Annotated in this window: 24 protein-coding genes; 11 read left to right on the top strand and 13 right to left on the bottom strand. The window is 72.6% G+C overall.

All coding sequences use genetic code 11. From position 1 onward, the window contains the following. Positions 1–151 precede the first annotated feature (151 nt). A complete protein-coding gene (locus IE108_RS06840) occupies positions 152–574 on the bottom strand; it encodes a YjbQ family protein (protein ID WP_064726625.1) in 423 nt (140 codons plus the stop codon). An 86-nt stretch (positions 575–660) separates the two neighbouring features. On the opposite strand from IE108_RS06840, the gene IE108_RS06845 reads away from it, so the two are divergent. Next, on the top strand, positions 661–1,740 hold the full coding sequence (locus IE108_RS06845) for an NAD(P)-binding domain-containing protein (RefSeq protein WP_064726626.1): 1,080 nt from the start codon (positions 661–663) through the stop codon (positions 1,738–1,740). Positions 1,741–1,752: 12 nt separating this feature from the next. On the opposite strand, the gene mltG is transcribed toward IE108_RS06845, so the two are convergent. Together mltG and IE108_RS06855 are read right to left on the bottom strand one after the other, a co-directional pair. Beyond that, positions 1,753–2,655 carry an endolytic transglycosylase MltG gene (mltG, locus tag IE108_RS06850; RefSeq protein ID WP_305129158.1) on the bottom strand — a complete coding sequence of 301 codons (903 nt, stop codon included), beginning with the start codon at positions 2,653–2,655 and terminating at the stop codon, positions 1,753–1,755. Between the two features lie 43 nt (positions 2,656–2,698). Continuing rightward, entirely contained in the window at positions 2,699–4,501 is a 1,803-nt protein-coding gene (locus IE108_RS06855; RefSeq protein ID WP_064726629.1) for an ABC transporter ATP-binding protein, read from the bottom strand. Positions 4,502–4,619: 118 nt separating this feature from the next. Between IE108_RS06855 and IE108_RS06860 the strand changes: the two genes are divergently transcribed. Then, entirely contained in the window at positions 4,620–5,087 is a 468-nt protein-coding gene (locus IE108_RS06860) for a MarR family winged helix-turn-helix transcriptional regulator (protein ID WP_064726630.1), read from the top strand. A 17-nt stretch (positions 5,088–5,104) separates the two neighbouring features. Here IE108_RS06860 and IE108_RS06865 read toward each other — a convergent pair whose 3' ends face one another. After that, complete coding sequence (locus tag IE108_RS06865; protein WP_064726631.1) at positions 5,105–5,854, bottom strand: hypothetical protein; 750 nt, start codon at positions 5,852–5,854, stop codon at positions 5,105–5,107. A gap of 182 nt (positions 5,855–6,036) precedes the next feature. On the opposite strand from IE108_RS06865, the gene IE108_RS06870 reads away from it, so the two are divergent. The 4 genes from IE108_RS06870 (at position 6,037) to IE108_RS06885 (ending at position 11,021) form a co-directional block, all read left to right on the top strand. Next, positions 6,037–7,941 carry an ABC transporter ATP-binding protein gene (locus IE108_RS06870; protein ID WP_064726632.1) on the top strand — a complete coding sequence of 635 codons (1,905 nt, stop codon included), beginning with the start codon at positions 6,037–6,039 and terminating at the stop codon, positions 7,939–7,941. Next, positions 7,938–9,719 carry an ABC transporter ATP-binding protein gene (locus IE108_RS06875; protein ID WP_064726633.1) on the top strand — a complete coding sequence of 594 codons (1,782 nt, stop codon included), beginning with the start codon at positions 7,938–7,940 and terminating at the stop codon, positions 9,717–9,719. Before IE108_RS06870 ends, IE108_RS06875 begins: the two co-directional genes overlap by 4 nt. Before the next feature lie 486 nt (positions 9,720–10,205). After that, positions 10,206–10,676 (top strand): DUF5709 domain-containing protein, encoded by a 471-nt coding sequence (locus IE108_RS06880; protein WP_064726634.1) that lies wholly within the window; start codon positions 10,206–10,208, stop codon positions 10,674–10,676. A 63-nt stretch (positions 10,677–10,739) separates the two neighbouring features. Further along, entirely contained in the window at positions 10,740–11,021 is a 282-nt protein-coding gene (locus tag IE108_RS06885; RefSeq protein WP_064726635.1) for a type B 50S ribosomal protein L31, read from the top strand. Between the two features lie 47 nt (positions 11,022–11,068). On the opposite strand, the gene IE108_RS06890 is transcribed toward IE108_RS06885, so the two are convergent. Then, positions 11,069–11,863 carry a metal-dependent hydrolase gene (locus IE108_RS06890; protein ID WP_064726636.1) on the bottom strand — a complete coding sequence of 265 codons (795 nt, stop codon included), beginning with the start codon at positions 11,861–11,863 and terminating at the stop codon, positions 11,069–11,071. Between the two features lie 145 nt (positions 11,864–12,008). On the opposite strand from IE108_RS06890, the gene IE108_RS06895 reads away from it, so the two are divergent. Continuing rightward, positions 12,009–14,522 carry a DEAD/DEAH box helicase gene (locus IE108_RS06895; protein ID WP_064726637.1) on the top strand — a complete coding sequence of 838 codons (2,514 nt, stop codon included), beginning with the start codon at positions 12,009–12,011 and terminating at the stop codon, positions 14,520–14,522. Between the two features lie 19 nt (positions 14,523–14,541). Then, positions 14,542–15,408, top strand: coding sequence for an acyl-CoA thioesterase (locus IE108_RS06900; protein WP_064726638.1), 867 nt, complete (start codon positions 14,542–14,544; stop codon positions 15,406–15,408). Positions 15,409–15,421: 13 nt separating this feature from the next. On the opposite strand, the gene IE108_RS06905 is transcribed toward IE108_RS06900, so the two are convergent. Next, positions 15,422–16,351, bottom strand: a complete 930-nt coding sequence (locus IE108_RS06905; RefSeq protein ID WP_064726639.1) for a DUF6397 family protein — start codon at positions 16,349–16,351, stop codon at positions 15,422–15,424. A 138-nt stretch (positions 16,352–16,489) separates the two neighbouring features. After that, on the bottom strand, positions 16,490–16,903 hold the full coding sequence (locus IE108_RS06910) for a roadblock/LC7 domain-containing protein (RefSeq protein ID WP_064726640.1): 414 nt from the start codon (positions 16,901–16,903) through the stop codon (positions 16,490–16,492). A 108-nt stretch (positions 16,904–17,011) separates the two neighbouring features. On the opposite strand from IE108_RS06910, the gene IE108_RS06915 reads away from it, so the two are divergent. Beyond that, complete coding sequence (locus IE108_RS06915; RefSeq protein WP_064726641.1) at positions 17,012–17,440, top strand: PPOX class F420-dependent oxidoreductase; 429 nt, start codon at positions 17,012–17,014, stop codon at positions 17,438–17,440. Positions 17,441–17,446: 6 nt separating this feature from the next. On the opposite strand, the gene IE108_RS06920 is transcribed toward IE108_RS06915, so the two are convergent. The 5 genes from IE108_RS06920 to IE108_RS06940 all read right to left on the bottom strand — a co-directional run bounded on the left by IE108_RS06920 (position 17,447) and on the right by IE108_RS06940 (position 22,395). Next, positions 17,447–18,061 (bottom strand): GTP-binding protein, encoded by a 615-nt coding sequence (locus tag IE108_RS06920; protein ID WP_064726642.1) that lies wholly within the window; start codon positions 18,059–18,061, stop codon positions 17,447–17,449. A 63-nt stretch (positions 18,062–18,124) separates the two neighbouring features. Further along, positions 18,125–18,538, bottom strand: a complete 414-nt coding sequence (locus IE108_RS06925) for a DUF742 domain-containing protein (protein ID WP_064726643.1) — start codon at positions 18,536–18,538, stop codon at positions 18,125–18,127. 18 nt (positions 18,539–18,556) lie between these two features. Continuing rightward, positions 18,557–18,994 (bottom strand): roadblock/LC7 domain-containing protein, encoded by a 438-nt coding sequence (locus tag IE108_RS06930; protein WP_064726644.1) that lies wholly within the window; start codon positions 18,992–18,994, stop codon positions 18,557–18,559. Beyond that, positions 18,991–21,558 (bottom strand): sensor histidine kinase, encoded by a 2,568-nt coding sequence (locus IE108_RS06935; RefSeq protein ID WP_064726645.1) that lies wholly within the window; start codon positions 21,556–21,558, stop codon positions 18,991–18,993. Before IE108_RS06935 ends, IE108_RS06930 begins: the two co-directional genes overlap by 4 nt. Before the next feature lie 63 nt (positions 21,559–21,621). Beyond that, positions 21,622–22,395 (bottom strand): MHYT domain-containing protein, encoded by a 774-nt coding sequence (locus IE108_RS06940; RefSeq protein ID WP_064726646.1) that lies wholly within the window; start codon positions 22,393–22,395, stop codon positions 21,622–21,624. A 152-nt stretch (positions 22,396–22,547) separates the two neighbouring features. Here IE108_RS06940 and IE108_RS06945 point away from each other — a divergent pair, with 152 nt between their 5' ends. Beyond that, entirely contained in the window at positions 22,548–23,147 is a 600-nt protein-coding gene (locus IE108_RS06945; protein WP_064731652.1) for a class I SAM-dependent methyltransferase, read from the top strand. A gap of 79 nt (positions 23,148–23,226) precedes the next feature. On the opposite strand, the gene IE108_RS06950 is transcribed toward IE108_RS06945, so the two are convergent. Beyond that, positions 23,227–24,123, bottom strand: coding sequence for an oxygenase MpaB family protein (locus IE108_RS06950; protein ID WP_064726647.1), 897 nt, complete (start codon positions 24,121–24,123; stop codon positions 23,227–23,229). A 445-nt stretch (positions 24,124–24,568) separates the two neighbouring features. On the opposite strand from IE108_RS06950, the gene IE108_RS06955 reads away from it, so the two are divergent. After that, on the top strand, positions 24,569–25,519 hold the full coding sequence (locus IE108_RS06955) for a hypothetical protein (protein ID WP_064726648.1): 951 nt from the start codon (positions 24,569–24,571) through the stop codon (positions 25,517–25,519). The last annotated feature ends 54 nt before the right edge of the window (positions 25,520–25,573 follow it).

Raw genomic sequence — 25,573 nt, forward strand, 5'->3', positions numbered from 1 at the left:
CCGTCGTACGGGCCCCTCCCATCGCGAAGGTAGGGTCTCGGCCGGACCATCGGTAGGTGCGTTCGATCATGTTCAGGTCCGTACCGCGCAAGACTTCTCCGTTCCGAGCACGCAAGGTACGGAGAGTCGGCCAAACCCAGGACGATCTTGCTCAGCCCAAGAAGCTCAGCCGGACCTGGCGGTCGGGGTTGTCCCGGTTGGTGTCCACCAGGCACACCGACTGCCAGGTCCCCAGCTGGAGGCGCCCGCCGACGACCGGCAGGGTCGCGTGCGGCGGCACGAAGGCGGGCAGCACGTGGTCGCGTCCGTGGCCCGGACTGCCGTGGCGGTGCTGCCAGCGGTCGTCGGCGGGGAGCAGGCTGTGCAGCGCGGCCAGCAGGTCGTCGTCGCTGCCGGCGCCGGTCTCGATGATGGCGATGCCGGCGGTGGCGTGCGGTACGAAGACGTTGAGGAGCCCGTCGCGGCCGGCCGCGGCCTCGCGCAGGAAGGACTCGCAGTCACCGGTGATGTCGGCGACCCGCTCCGCCGAGCCGGTGGCGAGGTTCAGGACCCGGGTGGTGAAGGCATCTGGCATGCCACCATCCTGTCACCGGTGGCGGAGCGGGGCGGCCTTCGGCACCGGCGGGGAAGATCCGGACTCCCGTCGCCGTTGGTAGAAACGTGAACTACACGCGCGAGGTCGAGGTCGTCGTCATCGGGGCCGGTCAGGCGGGACTCGCCGCCGCCCATCATCTGCGGCGCACCGGCTTCGAGCCGGAACGCGACTTCGTGGTGCTGGACCACGCGCCCGGCCCCGGGGGCGCCTGGCAGTTCCGGTGGCCGTCGCTGACGTACGGCAAGGTGCACGGGATGCACTCGCTGCCGGGCATGGAGCTGACCGGCGCGGACCCGGCACGGCCGTCCGCCGAGGTGGTGAGCGCGTACTTCGCCGACTACGAGCGGACCTTCGACCTGCGTGTACGCCGCCCCGTGGACGTGCGCGCGGTGCGCGAGGGAGAGGGCGGGCGGCTGCTCGTGGAGACCTCGGCCGGGACCTGGTCCACGCGGGCGCTGATCAACGCGACCGGCACCTGGGACCGGCCCTTCTGGCCGCGCTACCCGGGGCAGGAGACCTTCCGGGGGCGGCAGCTGCACACGGCTCGGTACGCGGGCCCCGAGGAGTTCGCCGGGCAGCGCGTCGTCGTCGTGGGCGGTGGCGCGTCGGGGACGCAGCATCTGCTGGAGATCGCACCGTACGCCGCGTCCACCACCTGGGTGACCAGGCGGCCGCCGGTCTTCCGCGAGGGTCCCTTCGACGAGGACGCGGGCCGGGCGGCGGTCGCGCTCGTGGAGGAGCGGGTGCGGCAGGGGCTGGCGCCGAGGAGCGTGGTGTCGGTGACGGGTCTGCCGCTCAACGACGCGATCCGGGCGGGGCTGGAGTCGGGCGTGCTGGACCGGCAGCCCATGTTCGACCGGATCACGCCCGACGGGGTCGAGTGGGACGGCGGGCGGCGGGTGGCCGCAGACGTCATCCTGTGGGCGACCGGCTTCCGGGCCGCCATCGACCATCTGCGACCGCTGCGGCTGCGCGAGGCGGGCGGCGGCATCCGGATCGACGGGACGCGCGCGGTCGCCGACCCGCGGGTCCATCTCGTCGGCTACGGCCCGTCGGCCAGCACTATCGGCGCCAACCGGGCGGGGCGCTCCGCCGTGCGGGACATCAGGCGGCTGCTGGCCGGACCGGCGCCGGTGGCCGCGTGACGCCCCGCCCGCTCACGCGGCCCCGGCCGCCTTCGAGGCGCTCTGCCGGCCGCGGTTGAACTCGGCGACGTTGCGCTGGTGTTCGGCGTAGTCGGCGGTGAAGCGCGTGTCGCCGGGCTTGACCGTGACGAAGTACAGCCAGTCACCCGGCGTCGGATTGATCGCGGCGGTCATCGCGACGTCGCCCGGGTTGTCGATGGGAGTGGGCGGCAGCCCCATCCGCTGGTACGAGTTGTAGGGGCTGTCGATCCGGGTGTCCTTGGTGGTGGTGTCCAGGGTGGAACGGCCCAGGGCGTAGTTGATGGTGGAGTCCATCTGGAGCGGCATCCCGCGCTCCAGCCGGTTGAAGACCACCCGGGCGACCTTGCCCATGTCCTCCTTGGCGGCGGCCTCCGCCTGCACGATGCTGGCGATGGTGACCGCCTGGTAGACGTTGAGCGCGTTGCGCTGGGCGCCCGCGGCGACCGGGGCTCCGGTGAACCTCTTGTTCGCCGTGCCGACCATGGCCGCCAGCAGCTTCTCCGGCGTCGGGGACTCGCCCAGCGGGTAGGTCGCGGGGAAGAGATAGCCCTCGGGGTTGCCCTCGGCGTCGTTCGGGAGCTTGAGGTCCGCCTTGGCGAGGGATTTCTTGGTGGTGCCGGCGGGCAGGGCGAGCGTCTTGTCGACGGCGTCGTAGACCTGCGTCGCCCGCCATCCCTCCGGGATCACGAGGGAGGTGGGCCGGGACTCGCCCTCGTCGTCCGTCGTCAGCAGCGGCACCGCCACGGCGGTACCGGCCACGACGGCGCCGGCCGCGATCAGGGCGATGCGGCCCCGGCGTGTCAGCCGGATCGTCCTCCTCGGGCTCTTCGGGCTCCTGTCGCTCCTGGCGCTCCTCGCGCGCCTCGCGCTTCGTCGCGGAATGTTCGTCTGCATGCGGGCACGGTAACCCCGATTTCCATATAAATCCGGCATATCGTCATCTTGTCGGCTCCAGTCGGGCGTCCCGGCGGACCAGGGCCGCGTAGCGTCCGTCCAGCTCCAGCAGCTCCTCGTGCGTGCCCTGTTCGGCCAGGCGCCCGGCGTCGAGGACGACGATGCGGTCCGCGTCCCGGACGGTGGACAGGCGGTGGGCGATGGTGACCGTGGTGCGGTTGGCGGACAGCGCGTCGATGGCCTCCTGCACGGCGGCCTCGGTGCGGGTGTCCAGCGCGCTGGTCGCCTCGTCGAGGACCAGGACGGGGGGATCGCGCAGGATGGTGCGGGCGATGGCCAGGCGCTGCTTCTCCCCGCCGGAGAAGCGGTGGCCGCGCTCACCGACCACGGTGTCGTAGCCGTCCGGCAGGGCGGCGATGTGGTCGTGGATCTGGGCGGCCCGCGCGGCGGCCTCCAACTCGGCGTCGGTGGCGTCCGGCTTGGCGAAGCGCAGGTTCTCGGCGACCGAGGCGTGGAAGAGGTACGTCTCCTGCGAGACGACTCCGATGCCCCGGGCGAGGGTGTCGAAGTCCAGGTCGCGCACGTCGACCCCGTCGAGGGTCACCCGGCCGTCCGTCACGTCGTAGAGCCGCGGCACCAGGTGTCCGAGGGTGGACTTGCCGGCGCCGGTCGGGCCCACGACGGCGAGGCTGCTGCCGGCCGGGACGGTGATGTCGATGCCGTCGAGGACCGGCGAGCCCTTGCCGTCGTAGCGGAATCCGACGCCCTCGAAGCGGACCTCGCCCTTGACGTGGTCGAGATGGACCGGCTCGTCGCGCTCGGTGATGTCGACCGGGAGGTCGAGGTACTCGAAGATGCGCTGGAAGAGCGCGAGTGAGGCCTGGATCTGGACACCCGTCGACAGGAGGCTCACGGTCGGGCGGAACAGTCCCTGCTGCAGGGAGACGAAGGCGACGATCGTGCCGAGGGAGACACCGGGACCGCCGAGCTGCAGGGCGATGCCGGCGGTCCAGTAGATGACGGCCGGCATGGCGGCCATGACGATCGTGATGACGGCCATCCGCCAGCGGCCCGCCATGTTCGACCGCACCTCCAGGTCGACCAGCCCTTCGGACTCGTCCGCGAAGGCGCGGGTGAGCGAGTCCGAGCGGCCCATGGTGCGACCCAGCAGGATGCCGCTGACGGAGAGCGACTCGGTGACGGTGGCGGCCATCGCGGCCATCTGCTTCTGCCGCCGGGTGGTGATCTTCCGCCGCTCCCTGCCGACCCGTCTGCTGATCCACACGAACACCGGCAGCAGGAGCAGTGAGACGACGGTGAGGCGCCAGTCGAGGACGACCATGGCGGCGACGGTGGCGACCACGCTGGTCAGGTTGGAGACCAGGGAGGTCGCCGTGGAGGTGACGGTCGCCTGCATGCCGCCGATGTCGTTGGCGATGCGGGACTGGACCTCGCCGGTTCGGGTGCGGGTGAAGAAGGCGAGGGACATCTGCTGGAGCCGGCCGTAGACGGCGGTGCGCAGGTCGTGCATGACGCGCTGGCCGACGGTCGTGGAGATCAGCGTCTGCAGGACACCGAAGACACTGGTGAGCACGGCACCGACGATCATGCCGAGGGCGAGCAGGCTCAGCAGGCCGGTGCGCCCCTCGGGGATGGCGACGTCGAGGATCTCCCTCAGGAGGAAGGGCGTGGCGACCGAGACGAGCGAGGCGGCGCCGACCAGCAGTCCGACGACCGCGAGGCGGCCCCGGTAGGGGCGGAACAGCTTCAGGATGCGCCGCACCTGCCGGGGCTGTCCTTCGACGTCGGCGGGTGCGGTCCAGGCGGGGGCGCGTTCGGGTTGCATGGGCTCCTACGGGGGTGGGCGACGGCGGGCCGGCGGATCCCGCGGATCGCCGGCCTTACGGACCATAGGTCATTGTTACCTATACTCACAATGAATATAGTCCTGATATTGTTCCCGCATGACCGCCCCCGATCCCGACGGCGCGCTCGCCGAGCAGTTGCTGCGGCTCACCCGCCGGGTGCACCGCATCCAGAAGCGCCATCTGGAGCACCGCGCCCTCGGCATCACGCCGGCCCAGTCCCGGCTGCTGCGCACCCTGGCGCATTACGGCTCGCCGCCGCGCATGGCCGACCTCGCCGAACGCCTGGAGGTGGTGCCCCGGGCGGTGACGACACTGGTCGACGGCCTGGAGGCGGCGGGTAAGGTGCGCCGCGCCCCGGACCCTGACAACCGCCGGGTCGTCCGGATCGAACTCACCGCCGACGGCCGCACCGCCCTCGGCGAGCTGCGCGCCGCCCGCCGCTGCGCCGCAGAGGAGATCCTGGCGCCGCTCACGGAGCGGCAGCGCGCGGCGCTCGGGGGCCTGCTGGACACGCTGGTCGACGGCCCCTTGCCCGGAGCGGAACAGGACGCGGCGCGGAGCTGAGGCGCCGCGAGGGAAGGTCAGGCCTTCAGCCGCGCCTTGTCCCCCATCACCACGACGGGGTGCGCGTCCGGATCCAGCGTGCGCAGCAGGTACTCCATCCCCGGCTTGGGCAGGCTGACACAGGCCGACGTGCCGCTGCCGTGGTCCATGTGCAGCCAGATCCCGCCCCCCTTGGACGCGCCGCGGGGGCGGGTCGGATCGTTGGGCGGGGTGCCCTTGACGCGGTTGTAGTCGATGGCGATGACGTAGTCGAAGTCGTGCCAGTACGACTTCTCCCACCACCGCGGCGCCGCGAACGACGCGGAGCGGGTGTACGGCAGTCCCTTCCCGGTGTCCGGGTCCGGAAGCACTCCGCCGGCGTCGGTCAGGGTGAACACACCCACGGGGCTGCGCTTGTCGTTCTCGCGGTGATCGGCCGTCCAGCCCTTCGTGCCGTTGTGCGCGGCCCAACTGCGGTCGCGGTGCCAGGCGGAGCCCTGCTTCGTGTAGAGCACCACGGTGGCGTCGGCCGAGTCCGGACCGTCGCCGTACACCGCCACGACCTGCCGGGAATCCTTCGGCACCAGCCGCTGGTAGCGGTCGCCGACGTCGGGGATCCTCGTCGGGTCCGCCGTGGCACTCGCCTGCCCGGCTGTGTCGCCCGGCCCACTCCCGCGGGCGTCCGCTCCGTCTCCCGCGGAGCTGCCGCAGCCGGCCAGCGCCGCCGCCGTCAGGGATCCAAGGGCCGCCATCGCGACCGCCGTACGCCTTGCCCCACCACTTCCCATCGGTCCATGGTCGCACTCGCTCACCGAACGCCCGGCGCGCATGCCGTGGAGGCAGCGCGATTCGCACCCCGGCGCGGAAAACCGCTTGATTTTGGGCCTGCCACGACGCGAACCTTTCACGGTTTGCAGCCTCTCGATGCCGTGCGGCAACGGCATCCCCTGACACGAGCCACTGGGACGTCATGCAGATCCAAGACCTTCCGTATCCCGACCCGGGCGTGCCGGACGCGCGCTCGGGCTCCCGCTTCCTGTGGTGGCTGTTCCGCAACCAGCTGGGTGGCCAGCTCAAGGCCCTGGCCTGGGGCATGCTGCACTTCGCCTCCGTCTCCGCCCTGCCCTTCTGCGTGGGTCTCGCCATCCAGGCCGTCGTCGACCGGTCCGGCGGCCGCCTCGCCCTCGCGGGCGGGCTCATGGCGCTGTGCTGCGCCGGCAACGCCCTCGGCGACACCTTCCTGCACCGCGCCGCCGTCACCAACTGGATCACCGCCGCGGCCCGCGTCCAGCAACTGCTCGCCCGCAAGGCCGCGTTGCTCGGCTCGGCGCTGACCCGGCGCGTCGCGGCCGGCGAGGTGGTGGCCGTGTCCACCGGTGACGTCGAGAAGATCGGCTGGTTCGTGGAGGCCGTCTCCCGCTTCACCGCGGCGGCCCTGACCATCGTGCTGGTCTGCGTCGCCCTGGTCGTCTACGAGCCGGCCCTCGGCCTCGTCGTGATCCTCGGCCTGCCGGTGCTCGCCCTCGCCGTACTGCCCCTCCTCCCCCGCGCCACCCGGCGGGCCGACGTCCAGCGCGAGAAGGCCGGCCGGGCCACCGAACTCGCCTCCGACACCGTCGCCGGGCTGCGCGTGCTGCGCGGCATCGGCGGCGAGGCGCTCTTCCTCGACCGGTACCGCGACGCCTCCCAGGAGGTGCGCCACGCGGCCGTGCGCAGCGCACGCATGTGGTCCCTGATCTCCGCCATCCAGGTCCTGCTGCCGGGCCTGCTGCTCATCGCGGTGGTCTGGCACGGCGTCCACCTGGCCCGCGAGGGCACCATCGGCGTCGGCGAACTGGTCACCGTCTACAGCTCCGTCATGATCCTCACCTACCCGCTGCGGCACTTCGAGGAGATCGCCATGGCGTACTCCTTCTCCCGGCCCTCGGCCAAGCGGGCCGCGCGGGTACTGGCCCTGGAAAGGGCCACCGACACCGCCGGCTCGCGTGCCGCCGAGACCCCGGCCGGCGACCTGTACGACCCGGCCACCGGTCTCCTCGCCCCGTCGGGCCGCTTCACCGCGGTGGTCTGCGGTGACCCCGACACGGCCGGGCGCCTGGCGGAACGCCTCGGTGGACACCCGTCGCGGGAGGGCACGTCGGCCCTGCTGGGCGGGGTGCCGCTCGACGAACTGCCGCTCGGCTCCGCGCGCACGGCCGTCCTGGTCCAGGACAAGGACCCGGTGCTGCTCTCCGGCACACTGCGCGAACTGCTCGACGTCCCCGCCTCGGGTGCGGTGAGCGCCGGGGACGCGCTGGCCGCCGCCCAGTGCGACGACGTCCTGGCCGCGCTCGCGCAGGGCTCGCTCGGTGCCGAGGACGACCCCATGGACGCCCGCATCACCGAGCGGGGCCGCTCCCTCTCGGGCGGCCAGCGCCAGCGGCTCGCGCTGGCCCGGTCCTTGATCACCGACCCGGAGGCCCTCGTCCTCGACGAACCGACCTCCGCCGTGGACTCGCACACCGAGGCACGGATCGCGGAGGGCGTACGGGCGCTGCGCGCGGGGCGCACCACGGTGGTGTTCACCTCGTCGCCGCTGCTGCTGGACCGCGCGGACCGGACCGTTTTCCTGCACGAGGGCGAGGTCGCCGCGGTCGGTGTCCACCGGGAACTGCTGCGCACCGAGCCGCGGTACCGGGCGGTCGTGACCCGCGAGACGGGGGCGGAGACCACGGCCCGCGAGGACGCGGCACCGGCCGACCGACCGCCGACGGGGACCCCGCGCAACGGCGTCCGGGGTGACGGCGCCGAGGGCGCCACCGCCCTGGGCGACGGCGTCCCGCGCCGGGACGAGGACGTACTGCACCGACTGGAAGAGATCGAGGAGACGGCATGATCGGCGTCGCACCACCCGCGTACGACCCGGCGGCCCCCACGACGGCGAACACCCTCCCCGTCGGTGCCCCCGCGACCGTCCGCGCCTACACGGGCGAACTGCTGCGCCGGCACCGCCGGGCCTTCGTCCTCCTGGTCACCGTCAACACCGTCGCCGTGATCGCCTCTATGGCCGGCCCCTATCTGCTGGGCGGGCTCGTGGAACGGGTGTCGGACGGCGCCCGCGAACTGCATCTGGGTCTCACCGCCGCCTTCTTCGTGCTCGCGCTCCTCGTGCAGGCCGCGTTCGTGCGCGAGGTGCGGCTGCGCGGGGCGGTGCTCGGCGAGCGGATGCTGGCCGACCTGCGCGAGGACTTCCTCGTGCGCTCGGTCGGACTGCCCCCCGGCGTGCTGGAGCGGGCCGGCACCGGCGATCTGCTCTCCCGGATCACCACCGACATCGACCGGCTCGGCAACGCCATGCGCGAGGCCGTGCCCCAGCTGGCGATCGGTGCCGTGTGGGTGGTGCTGCTGCTCGGCGGACTGGTCGCCACCGCTCCGCCGCTGGCGCCGGTGGTGCTCATCGCGGTGCCGCTCCTGGTGATCGGTTGCCGCTGGTACTTCCGGCGGGCGCCGTCCGCCTACCGTTCCGAGGCGGCCGGGTACGCCGCGGTGGCCGCCGCGCTCGCCGAGACGGTGGACGCCGGGCGCACCGTCGAGGCCCACCGCCTCGACAGCCGCCGCATCGAGCTGTCGGAGCAGCGGATCAAGGAGTGGACGGCCTGGGAGCGCTACACGCTCTGGCTGCGGTCGGTGCTCTTCCCGGTCATCAACGTGACCCATGTGACCGTGCTCGCCTCCGTCCTGCTGATCGGTGGTGTGTTCGTCCTCCAGGGCTGGATCGGGGTCGGCCAGATGACCACGGCCGCCCTGATCGCGCAGATGCTGGTCGACCCGGTCGGCCTGATCCTGCGCTGGTACGACGAGCTCCAGGTGGCCCAGGTCTCGCTGGCCCGGCTGGTAGGAGTGCGGGACATCGAGCCGGACGCCGGGGAGGACGCGCCGGCGGCCGAGGGACGGCACGTCCACGCCGACCGCGTGCACTTCGGGTACGTCGAGGGCGTGGACGTCCTGCGCAAGGTGTCGCTGGAGGTCGCCCCGGGCACGAGGCTCGCCCTGGTCGGGCCGTCGGGTGCGGGAAAGTCCACACTGGGCCGGCTGCTGGCCGGCATCTACGGTCCGCGGGACGGCCGCGTCACCCTGGGCGGCGCCGAGCTGTCCCGGATGTCCGCGGAGCGGGTCCGCTCGCACGTCGCCCTCGTCAACCAGGAGCACCACGTCTTCGTGGGTTCCCTGCGGGACAACCTCCGGCTCGCCAGGACCGGTGCCACCGACGCCGAGCTGTGGGCGGCGCTGGGCGCGGTCGACGCGGACGACTGGTCCCGGGCCCTCGACGACGGCCTGGACACCGAGGTCGGTTCCGGCGGCTTCGCCCTCACCCCCGCGCAGGCCCAGCAGATCGCCCTGGCCCGGCTCGTGCTGGCCGACCCGCACACGCTGGTGCTGGACGAGGCGACGTCGCTCCTCGACCCGCGGGCCGCGCGTCATCTCGAGCGGTCCCTCGCCCGCGTCCTGGACGGCCGCACGGTGATCGCGATCGCCCACCGTCTGCACACGGCCCACGACGCGGACGTCATCGCCGTGGTGGAGAACGGCAGGATCAGCGAGCTGGGCAGCCACGACGCGCTGGTCTCGGCGGACGGCGCCTACGCGGCACTGTGGCGGTCCTGGCACGGGTGAACCCGCGGTGCCCTCCGAAGGAGGTGCGGGCGGGTTCAGGGACGGCCGGGCGGGGGTGTCGTCCCGGCCCGGCCGGTCACCGACGGCAGTGGAGCGGTGGGCGGCGGGGCGGGGACGAGGCTCGCCGGTGCGGAGCGGGCCGACGCGGGCAGGCAAGCGTTCCTCGCAGGTGCGGGGCAGGGCCTCCGGGGCACGGGATCGCCGCTCGCCCTGCCGGGGACGATGCCCTCCTCCCTGCTGCCGGTGCGGGCCGGGTCGGGGCCGGGGTGCTGCCGTAGGTGTGTGGGATGCGGCCGTGCGGCGGGCCGGAGTACGAGTGCCGGCGAGGAGGACCGGCGTCCGCCGAAGGGCCAGGCGGACGGGGGTGGCGGGCACCCGGGCGGGGGCCGTGCCGTTGCGGGGTCCCGAACGGGAGTGGAAGGCTGGGAGTAGGCACCGGCTCGAGGTGAGCCCCGAGGGGCCGGTCCCCACCCCCTGGAGGTAGTCGTGAACAGCGCCGACGGATGGGGAGACGACGTCTACCAGCCGGACGGATCCGAGCAGCGCGAGGACACCGGCCTGCTCGACGGCGAGGACACGCTCGAAGACGACGGCGTGGACGATCCCCTCGATCGCGGCTGGTCCCCTCCGGAACGCCCCTGGGCGGTAGAGCACACCGGAGTGACCGCGGCCGAGCGCCACGAGGGCGAGACCCTCGACCAGCGCCTCGCCGAGGAGCGGCCCGATGTCCTCGCGCCCGACGGCGACGGCCTGGGCGACGCCGACGGCACGGACGGGGAACTGCTGGACGACGAGGTCGGAGCCGGCCGTTCCGGACGGCTCGTGGCACCCGACGAGGGCGCGCACGAGGACGAGGAGCCGGCCCTGGTGGCCCTGGACGTCGGCATCGACGGCGCGGCCGCCTCGGCCGAGGAGGCCGCGATGCACGTCGTCGACGAGGACACGCTGCCCGGCTGACACCACTCGGCGCGGCGGGTCCGCGTCGCCCACTCCATGATCCGCGCGGTACGAGGAGCAGCCATGCAGCAGGACAAGCACCCCGAATACCGGCCCGTCGTCTTCCGCGACCGCAGTGCCGGATACGCCTTTCTCACCCGGTCCACCGCGACCAGCGACCGGACCATCGTCTGGGACGACGGGGAGACCTACCCGGTGGTGGAGGTGGAGATCTCCTCGGAGAGCCACCCCTTCTACACGGGCAAGGCGCGAACGGTGGACTCGGAGGGACGCGTGGCCCGCTTCGAGCGGCGCTACGGCGGCGAGGGCGGCGACGAGGGGCAAGGCGTCGGCGCCTCCGGCTGAGCCGACGGGGCGGACCGCCTCGGCCTCGGCCGGCCGTCGCGCCCGCCTCAGATGAAGTTGAGTGCCGCCGCGCCGCCCATCCCCCCGAGCAGCATGAACGCCGGCATGAGCACCTTCAGCTCCACCCAGCTGCCGGCCCGGAAGCGCATCGGCTTCGGCGGCCCGAGGGGGTACCAGCGCTTCCGGCCCACCGGTATCGGCCAGAGTATGGGGCACCCCGAGACGGTCAGCGCGTCCCCGATGTCGTGCACCAGCGCGCCGAGGACGATCGGCAGCCCCAGCCACAGATACTCCTGGCCAGGCGCGGTGAACAGCCAGTCGGCACCGCCCTGCGTCCTGTCGAGTATCCCGCCGATGATCCACGAGCTGGTGCCGGCCAGCAGCCAGACCAGCACGTCGCTGCTGGAGCCCCGGGTGGCACGCCACAGCAGGCCCTCGATGGCCAGCACCATGTGCACGAAGAGGATCGCCAGGACCGCCCAGCGGCCACCCGTGATGGCCAGCACCGAGCAGCCCGCGCCGATCAGGACGGCCCACAGCCAGGTGTGCGTCAGGGTGCGGTGCCCGCCCGAGCGGCGAGGGTCGGCCGGCTTCTTGGTGGCCTTGTAGACGGCGTACGACAGCTTGTCCACGATCTCGCACACTCCCCGGGACAGCGGCCCGAAGGCCCGGGAGATGGTGGCGGCCTTGTGGTCGAGGTCGGGGGCGAGCGCCGCGCCGGAGCAGATCAGGGCCCCCGCGAGCAGCACCGGCCAGGGCATCGGGTGTCCCGCGGCGGTGGTGGCCGCCCCTACGCCGAGCCACGCCGCGGCGCCCGACAGTGAGTGCGCTGGTCCCATCATCGCCCTTGCCCGCCCCATTCCTCTTGTGCCGCTGTGCAGTTGTCGTGGTCCGCCGATGCCCCGTCGGCGACCCAGCGTAGCGTTCGTGATCTTCACACGGACAGCCGATTCCCCCATCACGACGCGAGGCAGGCAAGATGGTGGCGTGACCCTCATCGATCAGCTGCCGCGGACCGCCGACCCCGATGCCCTGTACGAAGCCTTCGAGGCCTGGGCCCAGGAGCGCGGTCTCACGCTCTACCCCCACCAGGAGGAGGCGCTGATCGAGGTGGTCTCCGGGGCGAACGTGATCGTCTCGACGCCCACCGGCTCCGGCAAGAGCATGATCGCGGCGGGCGCCCACTTCGCGGCGCTCGCCCGGGACGAGGTCACCTTCTACACGGCTCCGATCAAGGCGCTGGTGTCGGAGAAGTTCTTCGAGCTGTGCAAGATCTTCGGTACCGAGAACGTCGGGATGCTGACCGGCGACGCCTCCGTGAACGCGGACGCGCCCGTCATCTGCTGCACCGCCGAGGTCCTGGCGTCGATCGCGCTGCGCGACGGCAAGCACGCGGACATCGGCCAGGTCGTCATGGACGAGTTCCACTTCTACGCGGAACCGGACCGCGGCTGGGCCTGGCAGATTCCGCTGCTGGAACTTCCCCAGGCACAGTTCGTCCTGATGTCGGCGACCCTCGGCGACGTCTCCTTCTTCGAGAAGGACCTCGCCCGCCGCACCGACCGCCCCACCTCGGTGGTCCGCTCGGCCACCCGGCCGGTGCCGCTCTCGTACGAGTTCCGCTACACGCCGCTCACCGAGACGCTCACCGACCTGCTCGCGGCCCGGCAGGCGCCCGTCTACATCGTGCACTTCACGCAGGCGCAGGCCGTGGAACGGGCGCAGGCCCTGATGAGCATCAACATGTGCACCCGTGAGGAGAAGGAACGGATCGCCGACCTGATCGGCAACTTCCGCTTCACCACGAAGTTCGGCCGCAACCTCTCCCGCTACGTCCGGCACGGCATCGGCGTCCACCACGCCGGCATGCTGCCCAAGTACCGCCGCCTGGTGGAGAAGCTGGCGCAGGCCGGCCTGCTGAAGGTGATCTGCGGGACGGACACCCTGGGCGTGGGGGTCAACGTCCCGATCCGGACGGTGCTGTTCACGGCGCTGACCAAGTACGACGGCACCCGGGTGCGCACGCTGCGGGCCCGGGAGTTCCACCAGATCGCGGGACGGGCGGGTCGCGCCGGGTTCGACACGGAGGGCTTCGTCGTCGCCCAGGCTCCCGAGCACGTCGTCGAGAACGAGAAGGCCCTCGCCAAGGCGGGTGAGGACCCCAAGAAGCGGCGCAAGGTCGTCCGGAAGAAGGCTCCCGAGGGTTTCGTGGCCTGGTCGGAGAGCACGTTCGACAAGCTCATCGCCTCCGAGCCGGAGCCGCTGACGTCCCGGTTCCGGGTCACGCACACCATGCTGCTGTCGGTGATCGCCCGCCCCGGCGACGCCTTCACTGCGATGCGGCATCTGCTGGAGGACAACCACGAGCCGCGCAAGCAGCAGCTCAGGCACATCCGGCGGGCCATCGCCATCTACCGGTCGCTGCTCGACGGCGGCATCGTCGAGAAGCTGGACCGGCCGGACGCCGAGGGACGCAGCGTGCGGCTGACCGTGGACCTCCAGCAGGACTTCGCGCTCAACCAGCCGTTGTCCACTTTCGCCCTGGCCGCCTTCGAGCTGCTGGACCCGGAATCCCCGTCGTACGCGCTGGACATGGTGTCCGTCGTGGAGTCCACGCTGGACGACCCGCGGCAGATCCTCGCCGCCCAGCAGAACAAGGCGCGCGGTGAGGCCGTCGCGGCGATGAAGGCCGACGGTGTGGAGTACGAGGAGCGCATGGAGCGTCTCCAGGACGTCACCTACCCGAAGCCGCTGGAGGAGCTGCTCTTCCACGCCTACGACACGTACCGCAGGAGCCACCCCTGGGTCGGTGACCATCCGCTGTCGCCCAAGTCGGTCATCCGCGACATGTACGAGCGGGCGCTGACCTTCACGGAGCTGGTCTCCCACTACGAACTGGCCCGCACCGAGGGCATCGTGCTGCGCTACCTGGCCAGCGCCTACAAGGCCCTCGACCACACCGTCCCGGACGATCTGAAGTCCGAGGACCTCCAGGATCTGATCGAGTGGCTCGGCGAGATGGTGCGCCAGGTCGACTCCAGCCTGCTGGACGAGTGGGAACAGCTCGCCAATCCGGAGGAGATGACCGCCGAGGAGGCGCAGGAGAAGGCCGACCAGGTGCGGCCCGTCACCGCCAACGCGCGCGCCTTCCGGGTCCTGGTGCGCAACGCCATGTTCCGCCGGGTCGAACTCGCCGCCCTCGACCATGTCGACGAGCTGGGCGAGATGGACGCCGAGGCCGGTTGGGACGCCGACGCCTGGGGCGAGGCCATGGACAAGTACTGGGACGAATACGACGACCTCGGCACCGGTCCCGACGCCCGCGGCCCGAAGCTGCTGGTGATCGAGGAGGAGCCGCAGAACGGTCTGTGGCGGGTGCGGCAGATCTTCGACGACCCTAACGACGACCACGACTGGGGCATCAGCGCTCAGGTCGACCTCACGGCCTCCGACGCGGAGGGCCGGGCGGTCGTCCGCGTCACCGATGTCGGCCAGCTGTGAGCACAGGAGAACACCACCGATGACGAATCCGGCCGAGAGCCTCGTAGCCCTGCTCGACCTGGAGCAGATCGAGGTCAACATCTTCCGCGGCCGCAGCCCCGAGGAGTCGCTGCAGCGGGTCTTCGGCGGCCAGGTGGCAGGCCAGGCGCTGGTCGCCGCCGGCCGCACCACGGACGGCGACCGTCCGGTGCACTCGCTGCACGCGTACTTCCTGCGCCCCGGGCGCCCCGGCGTGCCCATCGTGTACCAGGTCGAACGGGACCGGGACGGGCGGTCGTTCACGACCCGCCGAGTCACCGCCGTGCAGCAGGGCCGCACGATCTTCACGCTCACCGCCTCCTTTCACAAGCCTGAACAGGGGAGTTTCGAGCACCAGCTGCCGCCGGCCCGCAAGGTCCCGGACCCGGAGTCGCTGCCGACGGTGGCCGAGGAGGTGCGGGAGCACCTGGGCGAGCTGCCGGAGCAGCTGGAGCGGATGGCCCGCCGTCAGCCCTTCGACATCCGCTACGTGGACCGGCTGCGCTGGAGCACCGAGGAGGTCCGGGACGCCGAGCCGCGCAGCGCGGTGTGGATGCGTGCGGTCGGACCGCTCGGCGACGACCCGCTCGTGCACACCTGCGCGCTGACCTACGCCAGCGACATGACCCTGCTGGACGCGGTGCGGATCCCGGTGGAGCCGCTGTGGGGGCCGCGGGGCTTCGACATGGCGTCGCTGGATCACGCCATGTGGTTCCACCGGCCGTTCCGCGCCGACGAGTGGTTCCTCTACGACCAGGAGTCGCCGATCGCGACCGGCGGGCGGGGCCTGGCCCGCGGGCGGATCTACGACACCGAGGGGCGCATGCTCGTGTCCGTCGTGCAGGAAGGGCTGTTCCGCGCCCTGTAGGCCGACGGGCCGGTCAGGCGGCCGGGTCTCTGCGCCAGAGCCTGCCGAGCAGACCACGGAACCGGCCGGACTCCTCGGTCTCGCTCGGCGCGGGCTGGGGCCGGGCCGGGGCGGGCATGGTGCGAGGATCCGGGCGGGGTGCCGGACGCTGCTCGCGGGCGGCCGCCACCGCGTCCGCCAGGTCCGCGCGCAACCACTCGATCTCGTCCGGGTCCGCCGCCGTCATGATCTCCTCGGCGAGCTGCGCTCCGGAGGACCCGGATGAGCCGGGTGACGGGCGCACCGGCCGGAACCTGTGCAGGTGCGAGCGCTCGTAGGGGTCACTCACGACCTCGGCGACCTCGACGCCGTCGAGCAGGGACGCCACGGCGGCCGCCCTGGCCCACGGGTCGTGGGCCTGGCGCAGCAGGAACCCCAGGTACCGCCCTCGCCAGTTGCGGGGGCGCAGATCCAGCCCCTCCGCCAGCTGGTCCCGCAGGCCTTCGGGTGTGCGGCCCTTGAGCAAGGGGACGTTGCGCTCGTCGCGGGCGAACTGCTCCACCTCGTCGGCGAGATACAGCCAGACGACGGCTCGATAGCGGTTGAGGTAGAACTTCACGGGCACCAGCAGGCCCAGCCGTGCGAGACGGGTGAATCGGGCCCTCGTCACCTCGATGAGGGCAGCACCCTCCGTGGTCCCCACCGTCCGGATGCCGGCCCTCAGCGTCTCGGGAAAGCCGTCCGCCGACCGGATCCGCTCGATCTCGTCGCGGGTGACTCGGCCTCCGCCCCCTCCGTCGTCGGGCGCGGTCCGGATGCGACCGAGGTGGACGGCGAGGTCGAACTCGCTTCGTTTGAGGCCCAGTACCCGGGCGGCTCGCCCCGGTGCCAGCAGGGCGTCGCGGGTCGTGCGGATGTGCTCGGTGGCTACCGGGAATTCACGCGTGGCGGTGTTGCCGGACATGGTCGTCTCCCCCGTGGAGTGTGCGGCCGGCACCGTGCGTGCCCGCCTGACACAAAAGACCGTAGCCGCCGCGACGGCATCCGCGTCAGGCCTGTGGATAACTCCGCCGGCCCTCTCCGAGGGTGTGGAACGTGCAGGTCAGAAGTCTGTGGGCGATATTCGTCCCGGCTGTCGTGCGTCGACGTCGAGGTGCTCGCCGACCCGGTTCACGAGCAGCGTCATCTCGTACGCGATCTGGCCGATGTCGACCTCGGCGCCGCTCAGCACGCACAGGCAGCTGCCCGAGCCCGCCGCGGTCACGAACAGAACGGCGTCGTCGAACTCGACCATCGTCTGCCGTACCTGACCGGCGCCGAAGTGCCGGCCCGAGCCCTTGGCCAGGCTGTGCAGCCCGGACGAGACGGCCGCGAGATGCTCGGCGTCCTCGCGTCGCAGGCCCGTACTGGCTCCGGTCACCAGCCCGTCGTTGGACAGGACCAGCGCGTGCCGGACGTGTTCGACGCGCGCGGTCAGGTCGTCCAGCAGCCAGCCGAGTCCCTGGTTCTGCACCATTGATCCGAACTCCCCGTGTCGTCCCCGTATGCGTTGCCTCCCCCTGGCCGGGGGATCTGTCCGCCAGCCTTCCCCACGCCCGTGCTCCGGGCAAGGAGGATGGAGCGCATGGCACAGAAGATGACCGATGAGGAATGGCGGGCGTTCGTCTCCGACGGCACCCGCACCGGAAAGCTCGCGACCGTCCGGGCGGACGGCAGTCCGCACGTGGCGCCGATCTGGTTCCTGCTGGACGGCGACGACCTGGTCTTCAACACCGGCAAGGAGACCGTGAAGGGGCGCAACCTGGCCCGTGACGGCCGGGTCGCCCTGTGCGTGGACGACGACCGGCCTCCGTTCCACTTCGTCGTGCTCCAGGGACGCGCCCGGATCTCGGAGGATCTCGACGAACTCCGGCACTGGGCCGGCCTCATCGGGGCGCGGTACATGGGTGAGGAGCGCGCCGAGGAGTTCGGGGCGCGCAACGGCGTCCCGGGCGAACTCCTCGTCCGTGTCGCCGTGGACAAGGTGCTGGCCCAGAAGTCCGTCGCGGACTGAGGTACGTCAGCGCACGGAGTCGAGGAGCCGGGCGGTGTGCATCCGCCCGGCGTACTCCACGAGCCGGATCAGTACCTCTTTGCCGGAGGCGCGGTCCCGCGCGTCGCAGAGCACCACGGGCGTTCCGGCGTCGAGGTCGAGGGCGCGCAGCACTTCGCGCTCCTCGTGCCGGCGTGCTCCCGTGAAGCAGTTGACGGCGACCACGAACGGGATGTGCCGGTGCTCGAAGTAGTCGACCGCCGGAAAGCAGTCCGCGAGCCTGCGGGTGTCCGCGAGGACGACGGCCCCGAGCGCGCCCTGCGACAACTCGTCCCAGAGGAACCAGAAGCGGTCCTGCCCCGGCGTACCGAACAGGTAGAGGGAGAGGCCGGACCGGATGGTGATGCGTCCGAAGTCCATGGCGACGGTCGTGGTGACCTTGCGGTCGACGCCCCCGGTGTCGTCCACCAGCAGGCCCGCCTCGCTGAGCAGTTCCTCGGTGCGCAGCGGCCTGATCTCGCTGACCGCGCCCACCAGGGTGGTCTTGCCCACTCCGAATCCTCCGGCGACGAGGATCTTCAGCGCCAGCGCACTCGAGTCGGCGTCCGTGGTTTCGGCTTGTCCGGCGTGTTGGGAGACCATCGATCACTTCTCTCCGTGCGGGTGGTCGTACGCGTGCGTGGCGGTCATGGTCCTCGGCGTTCTCTACAGGGCGCGCAGTCCGTCGATCACTTCGCGCAGGATCCGTTCGTCGGGCAACTGGGCGGGCGGCACGGGGCGGCTGACGGACACGCGGCCGAGTTCCACCAGGTCGCCCAGGAGCACTCTGACGACGCCCACGGGGAGGTCGGCGTCCGCCGCCAGTTCGGCGACCGACTGGGTCTCCGTGCGGCACAGTTCGATCAGGGTCCGGTGTTCCGGACCGAGCACGGTGGTGTCGGCTCCCGGTGCGCCCGGGACGCGCGTGACGAGGGCGATGAGGTCGAACGGCACGCCGGCGGGTGCGGGCCGGGTGCGGCCGCCGGTCATCGCGTAGGGCCGGACCAGGGGTCCCGCCTCGTTGTCGTACCACTCGCTGCCCGGCCGTTCCCGGCCGTCGGCCGTGCTCTCCTCGGTCATCCTCGCCGGCCCTCCGGGTCATCCGCCGAAGGGCGGCCGTGCGGCGGCGCGCGGCGCGGTGTGCAGGTGCTCGCCGACGCGTCTGACCAGTCGTGCCATCTCGTAGGCGACCAGGCCGATGTCGGCGGTGACGGCGGTCAGGACGGCCAGGCAGGAGCCGTCTCCCGCGGCGGCCACGAACAGGAAGCCCTCGTCCATCTCGACCATCGTCTGGCGCACGCCGCCGGCGCCGAAATGCCGGCCCGCGCCCTTGGCGAGGCTGTGGAAGCCGGAGGCGACCGCGGCCAGGTGTTCGGCGTCCTCGCGTCCGAGGCCGGCCGACGCGCCCACGGCGAGCCCGTCGTTGGACAGCACTACGGCGTGCCTGACCTCGTGCACGCGGCCGACGAGGTCGTCGAGCAGCCAGTCGAGTTCGCGGGTCCGCCGGGCGGTTCCCGTGCCGGGGTCGTGGATCATCCGAGGTCTCCTTCGCTGCTGTCGCCGGCCGGCGGGTCGGGCCGTTCCGGACGGCCGGGCCGACGTCCGCCCCCGCGCGCCCAGCCGTCGCGGTAGGCGGTCATGCGGTCCCGCACGACTTCGGGCGTACGCTCGCCGTCGGCGCGCGGCCGGGGCGGCCGGGCGGGCTGTGCGGGCCGTCCGTCCCGGAGTTGAGGGGCTAGGCTCGCCTGCCGTATGCGCCGGGGCAGGTCGTCGGCGTTCTCGACGCTGTCCCGGGTGGTGCCGGTGCCGTCGCCCCTGGCGGGGTCGTCGGGAACGTCGGGGGACAGGTGCAGTCGCAAGGCGGGGGCTCCCGGAGGGCGGTCGGGCGCCGTCTCCGCCGAGGCCGGCACGGCGGACGTCAGCACGGGGCGGCCGGACGGCGCGGACACCGTCTCCCGGGGTGCGGCGGCGTCGTGCACGCGTGCGTGGCGGCGTTCCCCGGGCGGGCCCGTCTCGTGTGACGCCTGTGCGGTACGTTCGGCCGTTCCGCTGTGGAGGAGGGCGGTGGGCACGAGGACGACGGCCGTGGTGCCGCCGTAGGGCGAGGTCTTGAGGTGGACCTTGATGTCCTGCCGGGCGGCGAGCCGGCTGACGACGAACAGGCCGAGCCGGTCGCTGTCGAACAGGTCGAGCGCCTCGGAGCGGATGATCCGGTGGTTGGCCTCCGCGAGGGCGTCCTTGCCCATGCCGAGGCCGCGGTCCTCGATCTCGACGGCGTATCCGTTGCCCACGGGTTCTCCGGTGACGCGCACGCGCGTGTGGGGCGGGGAGAACTGTGCGGCGTTCTCGATGATCTCGGCCAGGAGGTGCGTGAGGTCGGCGACGGCCGCGCCGACGACGGACGCGTCGGGAAGCTGCCGTACCTCCACGCGCGCGTAGTCCTCCACTTCGGAGACGGCCGCACGGACCACGTCGGTGAGGGACACGGGCATGCGCCAGGCCCGTCCGGGCGCCGCGCCGGAGAGGATGATCAGGCTCTCGGCGTGTCGCCGCATGCGGGTGGTGAGGTGGTCGAGCCGGAACAGGTCGCTCAGTTCGTTCGGGTCGTCGGAGCGGCGTTCCATGCTGTCCAGGAGGCTCAGCTGGCGGTGGACGAGTACCTGGCTGCGGCGGGCGAGGTTCACGAAGACGCCGGAGATGCCGCTGGCGAGTTCGGCGCGTTCCACGGCGGCCCGCAGCGCGGCCCGGTGCACGGTGCCCAGGGCTTCGGCGACTTGGCCCGCCTCGTCCTCGGCGGACGGTCGCGGTGGCGCCTCGGACCGGATGTCGATCTCCTCCCCGGCGCGCAGTCTGCGCATGGCTTCCGGGAGCTTGTGGCGGGCGATCTCCAGGGCGCCGTTGCGCAGGCTCACCAGTTCGACGACCAGGCCACGGCCGATGCGGACGGAGATGAAGAGCGACGCGGCGACGGCGAGCAGACCGAAGAGGACCGCGGCCCCGGCCGCGGTGAGCGCGCCGCGGGTGAACGGATCGGCCCGGTCTGCCACTTGACGTGCGGCGTCCGACTCGATCGTCCGCATGCCGTCCCGCACGCGTGCGTGGGCCCCGTCCCAAACGGCGCGGGGCGCCAGCGCCTCGACCGGGCGATCCTGCGCGGCGGGGGCGAGCAGGCTGTCCTCGTTGCCCCGCAGCGTCGTGTAGGCGGTGTCGCGTGCCAAGTCCTGCCAGGCCTCGCGTTCGGAGCCGCTCAGGTCGGTGACGGCGGACTCGGTGAGGTTCCGCCGGGTGTCGACCGCGCCGGTGAACAGCCGCAACCGTTCGCCGTCGAGGCCGCCGGCCAGGCGGGCACCGGCGAGCAGGGCGTGCTCCTGGGCGAGTGCCTCGCCCGCGCGGGCGAACTCGACCAATACGCGCGCGTCGGAGCCCAGATCCGCGTCCTGGATCCCGCTCAGCGCGCCGCCCACCCGGAAGGCGGCCGAGATCGCCGTCGTGTACCGGCGGTGGGTCTCCTGCCAGTCGCCGCGGTCGTCGATGACGGCGGAGCGCAACCGTTTCAGCTGTTCGGCGCCGGTCACGAACGCGTCGAGGCGGCGGGCCACTCCGGCGGGCAGTGGCTCGCCGTCGGCCACGGTGTGGCGGTCGCCGAGCCGCAGCTTCCGCACCGCGCGGTCGGACCGCTCGATGAGGTCGCGGTACTCCGCGTCGGTCACCGCGGACGGGTCGGTGGCCCGGCGCACGGCCGCGAGCCGCTCTGCCTGGAGGGCCGCGACGGCGTCGCCGACGGGGGCCCGGACCATCGCGTCCACGCGCTGCACCTGCCGCAGCCGGGAGATGTCCTGGGCGGTGGTGACGGTGGCGTACGCCCACAGGGCGAGCAGGGAGACGACCGGCACCATCAGCAGGCAGACGATCTTGGCGCGCACGGTGCGGGGCTGGAGGCGGCCGCGCCACGCACGCGTGGGCGCCGTTCCGGACGACTCGCCCCCGGGTCGTACGGGGCTCTCGTCGGCGGGTGGTCCGGCGTGCGCGCGACGTCCGCGCGCGGGTCGCCGGGCCGGCGTGTCGGCGCCGGTTCCGGGGGACGTACGGGATGTACGCATGGCCTCCTCGCTCGGGTCGGGGGTCGGGGCGTGATCGCCGGGCGGGTGGGTGCCGGGCGGCGGTCACCCTGCGGTGCCGCCGAGGGGCCGGCGGGCGGCGGCCGACGCGTCGCGCTCCCCCGCGGTCGGTGACAGCGCGACGAAGGCCGAGGTCAGGAAGAGGTAGGACCCGAGACCGACGGCGAGGGGGAAGATGAACTGCATCGCGGTGGCCCCGGGCAGCGCGTCGGCCGAGGGGGTGACGCGCACGCTCACCGCGAACATGCCGGTGTAGTGCATGCTGCTCACCGCCGCCCCCATGATCAGCGAGGCGAGGGTGACCGCGAGCGGTGACCTGGTGTTGAGGGCGGCCCACAGGGCGGCGGTGGCCGCGGCGACGGCGATGAGGACCGAGAGTCCCACGCGCGGCGGGTCGTAGCTCACGTCCCCGTGCAGACGCACCGCCGCCATGCCCAGGTAGTGCATGCTCGCGACGCCGATCCCCGTGGTGAGCCCGCCGAGCAGCAGCGCGCGTGCGCGGCCGCGACCGTAGCCGACGGCGAAGACGCCGGCGCAGACGACGACCATGGCGACGAGGAGGCTGGCGAGGGTGAGTGGAACGTCGTAGCGGATGTCGGTGCCGCCGACCCGGAAGCCGAGCATGGCGACGAAGTGCATCGTCCAGATGCCGGTGCCGATGGCCGAGGCCGCCGTCAGCAGCCAGTTGCGGCGAGAGCGCCCCGTGGCGGCCAAGGCGCGTACGGTGCAGCGCAGTCCGAGGGCCGCTCCGGTGCAGGCCATCGCGTACGACAGCACCGGGGTCAGCCAGCCGAGGGCGGCGTGGTCCAGGTGTCCCATGACCCCGGGACGCTAGTACCGGGAAGGGAGCACAACGGGGGCGCGTTTCGAAAGGTGTTGTTATCTGACGCAGACCGGCGAGGGAACGATCGCGCCATGCTCGAACGTGTGCACCGCGCCGTCCACCGCGCGGGTGGGGGATCATGCGGACCATGAGCGACGACCACACGCACGTCCAGGAGTTCTTCGGCGCACGCGCGGCCGGCTGGGACAGCCGCTTCCCCGACGACGGTCCCGCGTATGCGGCGGCGGTCGCCGAGATGGGACTGCGGGAGGGAGACCGGGTGCTCGACGCGGGCTGCGGCACCGGGCGCGCCCTGCCGCCGCTGCGGGAGGCCGTGGGGCCGTCGGGGCTGGTCCTCGGGGCCGATCTGACTCCGGCGATGCTCGAGGCCGCCGTGCGGGCCGGAAGGGATCGTGACGGTCGGCTGGTGCTGACCGATGTCGCCGCGCTGCCGTTGCGGCCGCGATCGCTGGACGCCGTGTTCGCGGCGGGCCTGATCGCTCACCTCCCCGATCCCGCCGGCGATCTGCGGGAACTGGCGCGCGTGGTGCGCCCCGAGGGCGTGCTGGCGCTGTTCCATCCGATCGGCCGGGCCGCTCTGGCGGCCCGGCAGGGGCGCCGGCTCACACCCGACGACCTGCGTGCGCGGGACAATCTGCGGCCGCTGCTGGCCGGTTCGGGGTGGCGGATGACGTCGTACGCCGACGAGGACGACCGCTTCCTGGCCCTGGCCGTTCGCGCGAGCTGACGGCCGCCGGCTGGACCGGGCCGAGGCGGGCGGCCTCCCCTGGCCGGACCCGGTCCGGCGCGCCGGGAGGGGGATCGGCTCAGTCGGCGGTTGACGTGTCGATGTGGCGGACCGGGCAGCCCCGCACACCGGGGACCGGGTGTGTGCCCAGGTCGGTCAGCCGGTAACCGTTCGGATAGCCCTTGATCTCCCGGTTCTGCCGGGCGTGGTGCGGCACGCGCCTCGGCGGCATCAGCCGGACGGCGCGCCCGCGCAGCCGCACCGCGCGGCGCACGATCGCGCGCGTGCCGGGGGCCGGCGGGGTGTAGCGGAAGGCGCGCAGCAGGGGCTCGTCGAGCAGGGTGAGCGTCGCGGCGCGCAGGAAGGGGGCGAGGGGGCGCGGATACCAGGACGCCATCAGGTCGAGGGTGGCGTCGGAGACCCGGCGGGCGCCCTCGTCCCACGCGAAGTGGGCCGCCTCGTAGGTGTCCAGGTACTCCTCGAACTCCTCGTAGGAACCGGGGATGTCCGGGATGCCCATGTGCCGCCCCAGTGTGCGGTAATGGACGGCGGAGGCGACGATCTCGTGCCGTGACATCCGGCGCCACGCGTAGGCGTCGATCCAGCGCTTGGGAGTCACGACGAACGTGCACAGCACGTAGCGCATGTCGTCGTCGCCGATGTCGTAGGCGCGGTGCATCCGGTTGATGGTCCGGATGGCCGTGCGGCCCTGCGCGCTCCCGAAACCGTGCTCGACGATCGCGTCCAGGAGCAGTGCCGTGTCGTCGTAGCGCTTCTGCGGCCGGCCGGTGAACTCCGAGGTCTCGGCCAGCAGTCGTCCGATGCTCGGCACGGCGTAGGTGCGGTAGAGGGCCAGCTCCAGCGCGCGGCTGAAGTCCCAGGGGAACTCGTAGGCCGAGGACAGGCGATAGATCTCGGACGCGTCCTCGTACGGGTCCATGCGCCGGATCTCCGCCAGTCGCTGGAAGCGTTTCACGGTGGCCGTCCCCTTCTGCCGTCGACGCTCCAACTCTACGCTGAGCAGCGGGAGATGAACGTTCCGTCACGATGACGGGCCGGGAAGGGTGGTCCGCTTGCTCAGCAGGATCCGCGAGGCCCCGGGCAGATCACGCGCCGTCCGGCGGACGGAGGGCGGAGCGGGCGGAGAACGGCGGTCGCACCGTCTCTGCGAGGCCGCCGCCGCGTACGGCTCGGCGCGCGCCGACGACGACCGGGACCGGAGTGCGCGGCCAGTCGCCGCGGGAGGTCGCCCGGGCGCTTCTGGGGCTGCCCTCGGCCTGACCTCCGAGCACGGTGGCGCGTGGTCGATTCGCCCCCGTCCAGCCGGAAAACTGCAGCTCGGATGCGTCGGGCAGTCGTGACAAGGCCTTCCCGGGCGCACTAGGGTGCGCGCCATTGGACGAACGGATGGGGAGGCTGGGATGGCCGGGACGGATGAGGACGCCGTCGCCGCCGCGGACGACGCGCTCTATGTGCTCACGGCGGTGCTGCTGACGCCGGCGAAGTTTCCGAGTGTGCTGGGCGACGACTACCCGGAGGCGTGCGCCGCGCTCGGTCTCCCGCCACTGGCCGACGGCTACGGACTGGTCCTCGGCCAGGACGGTGACGGCGCCCGGTGGACCGTCGTCGTCGACGACGTGTCGCTGGTCGCCGTGGCCGTGGCGTCGTGGGACTGCGGCATGGAGTACGACCTGTCGCCGGACGAGCGGACGGTCGTCGCGGCGCTGCCGGGGTGGCCTCTGGCGGTCGCCGTCGCGGCTCCGGGCGTGCCGGCACCGCACGACCCGGGACCCGAGTCCGCCGACCAGCCCGCGCTGTGCCCGCCGGACACCACCGTGTGGGGGCCCGCCCAACGGCGTCTGGGGGCCGACGAGATCGCCATGCAGTGGGCGCAGTGGCGGGAGCAGATCGACGACGCGGAGTTCCCGGCCGCGAGTGGCGGCCCGGACGGCGGTGAGGGAGCGGACGGCGACATGCCGCCCGGCGGCCTCTCCCAGGGCGGTGCCGGCACCGCCTCCACCAGTCCGGACGCCGGCGCGAGCGCCGCCGAGGGGGCGGGCGACGCGGGCGCCCCGGCCCGTGCGGACGACGCGCCGGTCTCGGGGCACGGCGGTGTCCGGAGGGTGCTGGCGGAGGCCCGCTCCTACGTCGACACACCGCCGCCGCTCGGCCGGGTCCGGTCGTCCTTCGCGCCCGGCGACGCGCGGACGCTGCGCGCGGACGGTCCCGGCTGGTCGCTGGTCGCCAGAACCGACGACATCGCCTTCATCCTGCTGGACGAGGAACCCGGCGAGGTTCTGCCGGTGGGCCGGGGGCCGGCCCTGCCCGGTCTCCTGGAGGCACTGGACAAGATGGCCGTACGCCCGAGCTGACCAGGGTCACTCCGTCCCGACTGTCTTCAACCTCCACGATCGGCCTCCTTTCCA

Source organism: Streptomyces parvulus (assembly GCF_014648855.1).
Lineage (GTDB): Bacteria > Actinomycetota > Actinomycetes > Streptomycetales > Streptomycetaceae > Streptomyces > Streptomyces parvulus.

Coding starts and splice junctions, on each gene's coding strand:
- IE108_RS06840 (WP_064726625.1), bottom strand. CDS start 574: ATGCCAGATGCCTTCACCACCCGGGTCCTGAACCTCGCCACCGGCTCG.
- mltG (WP_305129158.1), bottom strand. CDS start 2,655: ATGCAGACGAACATTCCGCGACGAAGCGCGAGGCGCGCGAGGAGCGCC.
- IE108_RS06855 (WP_064726629.1), bottom strand. CDS start 4,501: ATGCAACCCGAACGCGCCCCCGCCTGGACCGCACCCGCCGACGTCGAA.
- IE108_RS06860 (WP_064726630.1), top strand. CDS start 4,620: ATGACCGCCCCCGATCCCGACGGCGCGCTCGCCGAGCAGTTGCTGCGG.
- IE108_RS06865 (WP_064726631.1), bottom strand. CDS start 5,854: ATGGGAAGTGGTGGGGCAAGGCGTACGGCGGTCGCGATGGCGGCCCTT.
- IE108_RS06870 (WP_064726632.1), top strand. CDS start 6,037: ATGCAGATCCAAGACCTTCCGTATCCCGACCCGGGCGTGCCGGACGCG.
- IE108_RS06875 (WP_064726633.1), top strand. CDS start 7,938: ATGATCGGCGTCGCACCACCCGCGTACGACCCGGCGGCCCCCACGACG.
- IE108_RS06885 (WP_064726635.1), top strand. CDS start 10,740: ATGCAGCAGGACAAGCACCCCGAATACCGGCCCGTCGTCTTCCGCGAC.
- IE108_RS06890 (WP_064726636.1), bottom strand. CDS start 11,863: ATGATGGGACCAGCGCACTCACTGTCGGGCGCCGCGGCGTGGCTCGGC.
- IE108_RS06900 (WP_064726638.1), top strand. CDS start 14,542: ATGACGAATCCGGCCGAGAGCCTCGTAGCCCTGCTCGACCTGGAGCAG.
- IE108_RS06905 (WP_064726639.1), bottom strand. CDS start 16,351: ATGTCCGGCAACACCGCCACGCGTGAATTCCCGGTAGCCACCGAGCAC.
- IE108_RS06910 (WP_064726640.1), bottom strand. CDS start 16,903: ATGGTGCAGAACCAGGGACTCGGCTGGCTGCTGGACGACCTGACCGCG.
- IE108_RS06915 (WP_064726641.1), top strand. CDS start 17,012: ATGGCACAGAAGATGACCGATGAGGAATGGCGGGCGTTCGTCTCCGAC.
- IE108_RS06920 (WP_064726642.1), bottom strand. CDS start 18,061: ATGGTCTCCCAACACGCCGGACAAGCCGAAACCACGGACGCCGACTCG.
- IE108_RS06925 (WP_064726643.1), bottom strand. CDS start 18,538: ATGACCGAGGAGAGCACGGCCGACGGCCGGGAACGGCCGGGCAGCGAG.
- IE108_RS06930 (WP_064726644.1), bottom strand. CDS start 18,994: ATGATCCACGACCCCGGCACGGGAACCGCCCGGCGGACCCGCGAACTC.
- IE108_RS06935 (WP_064726645.1), bottom strand. CDS start 21,558: ATGCGTACATCCCGTACGTCCCCCGGAACCGGCGCCGACACGCCGGCC.
- IE108_RS06940 (WP_064726646.1), bottom strand. CDS start 22,395: ATGGGACACCTGGACCACGCCGCCCTCGGCTGGCTGACCCCGGTGCTG.
- IE108_RS06945 (WP_064731652.1), top strand. CDS start 22,548: ATGAGCGACGACCACACGCACGTCCAGGAGTTCTTCGGCGCACGCGCG.
- IE108_RS06955 (WP_064726648.1), top strand. CDS start 24,569: ATGGCCGGGACGGATGAGGACGCCGTCGCCGCCGCGGACGACGCGCTC.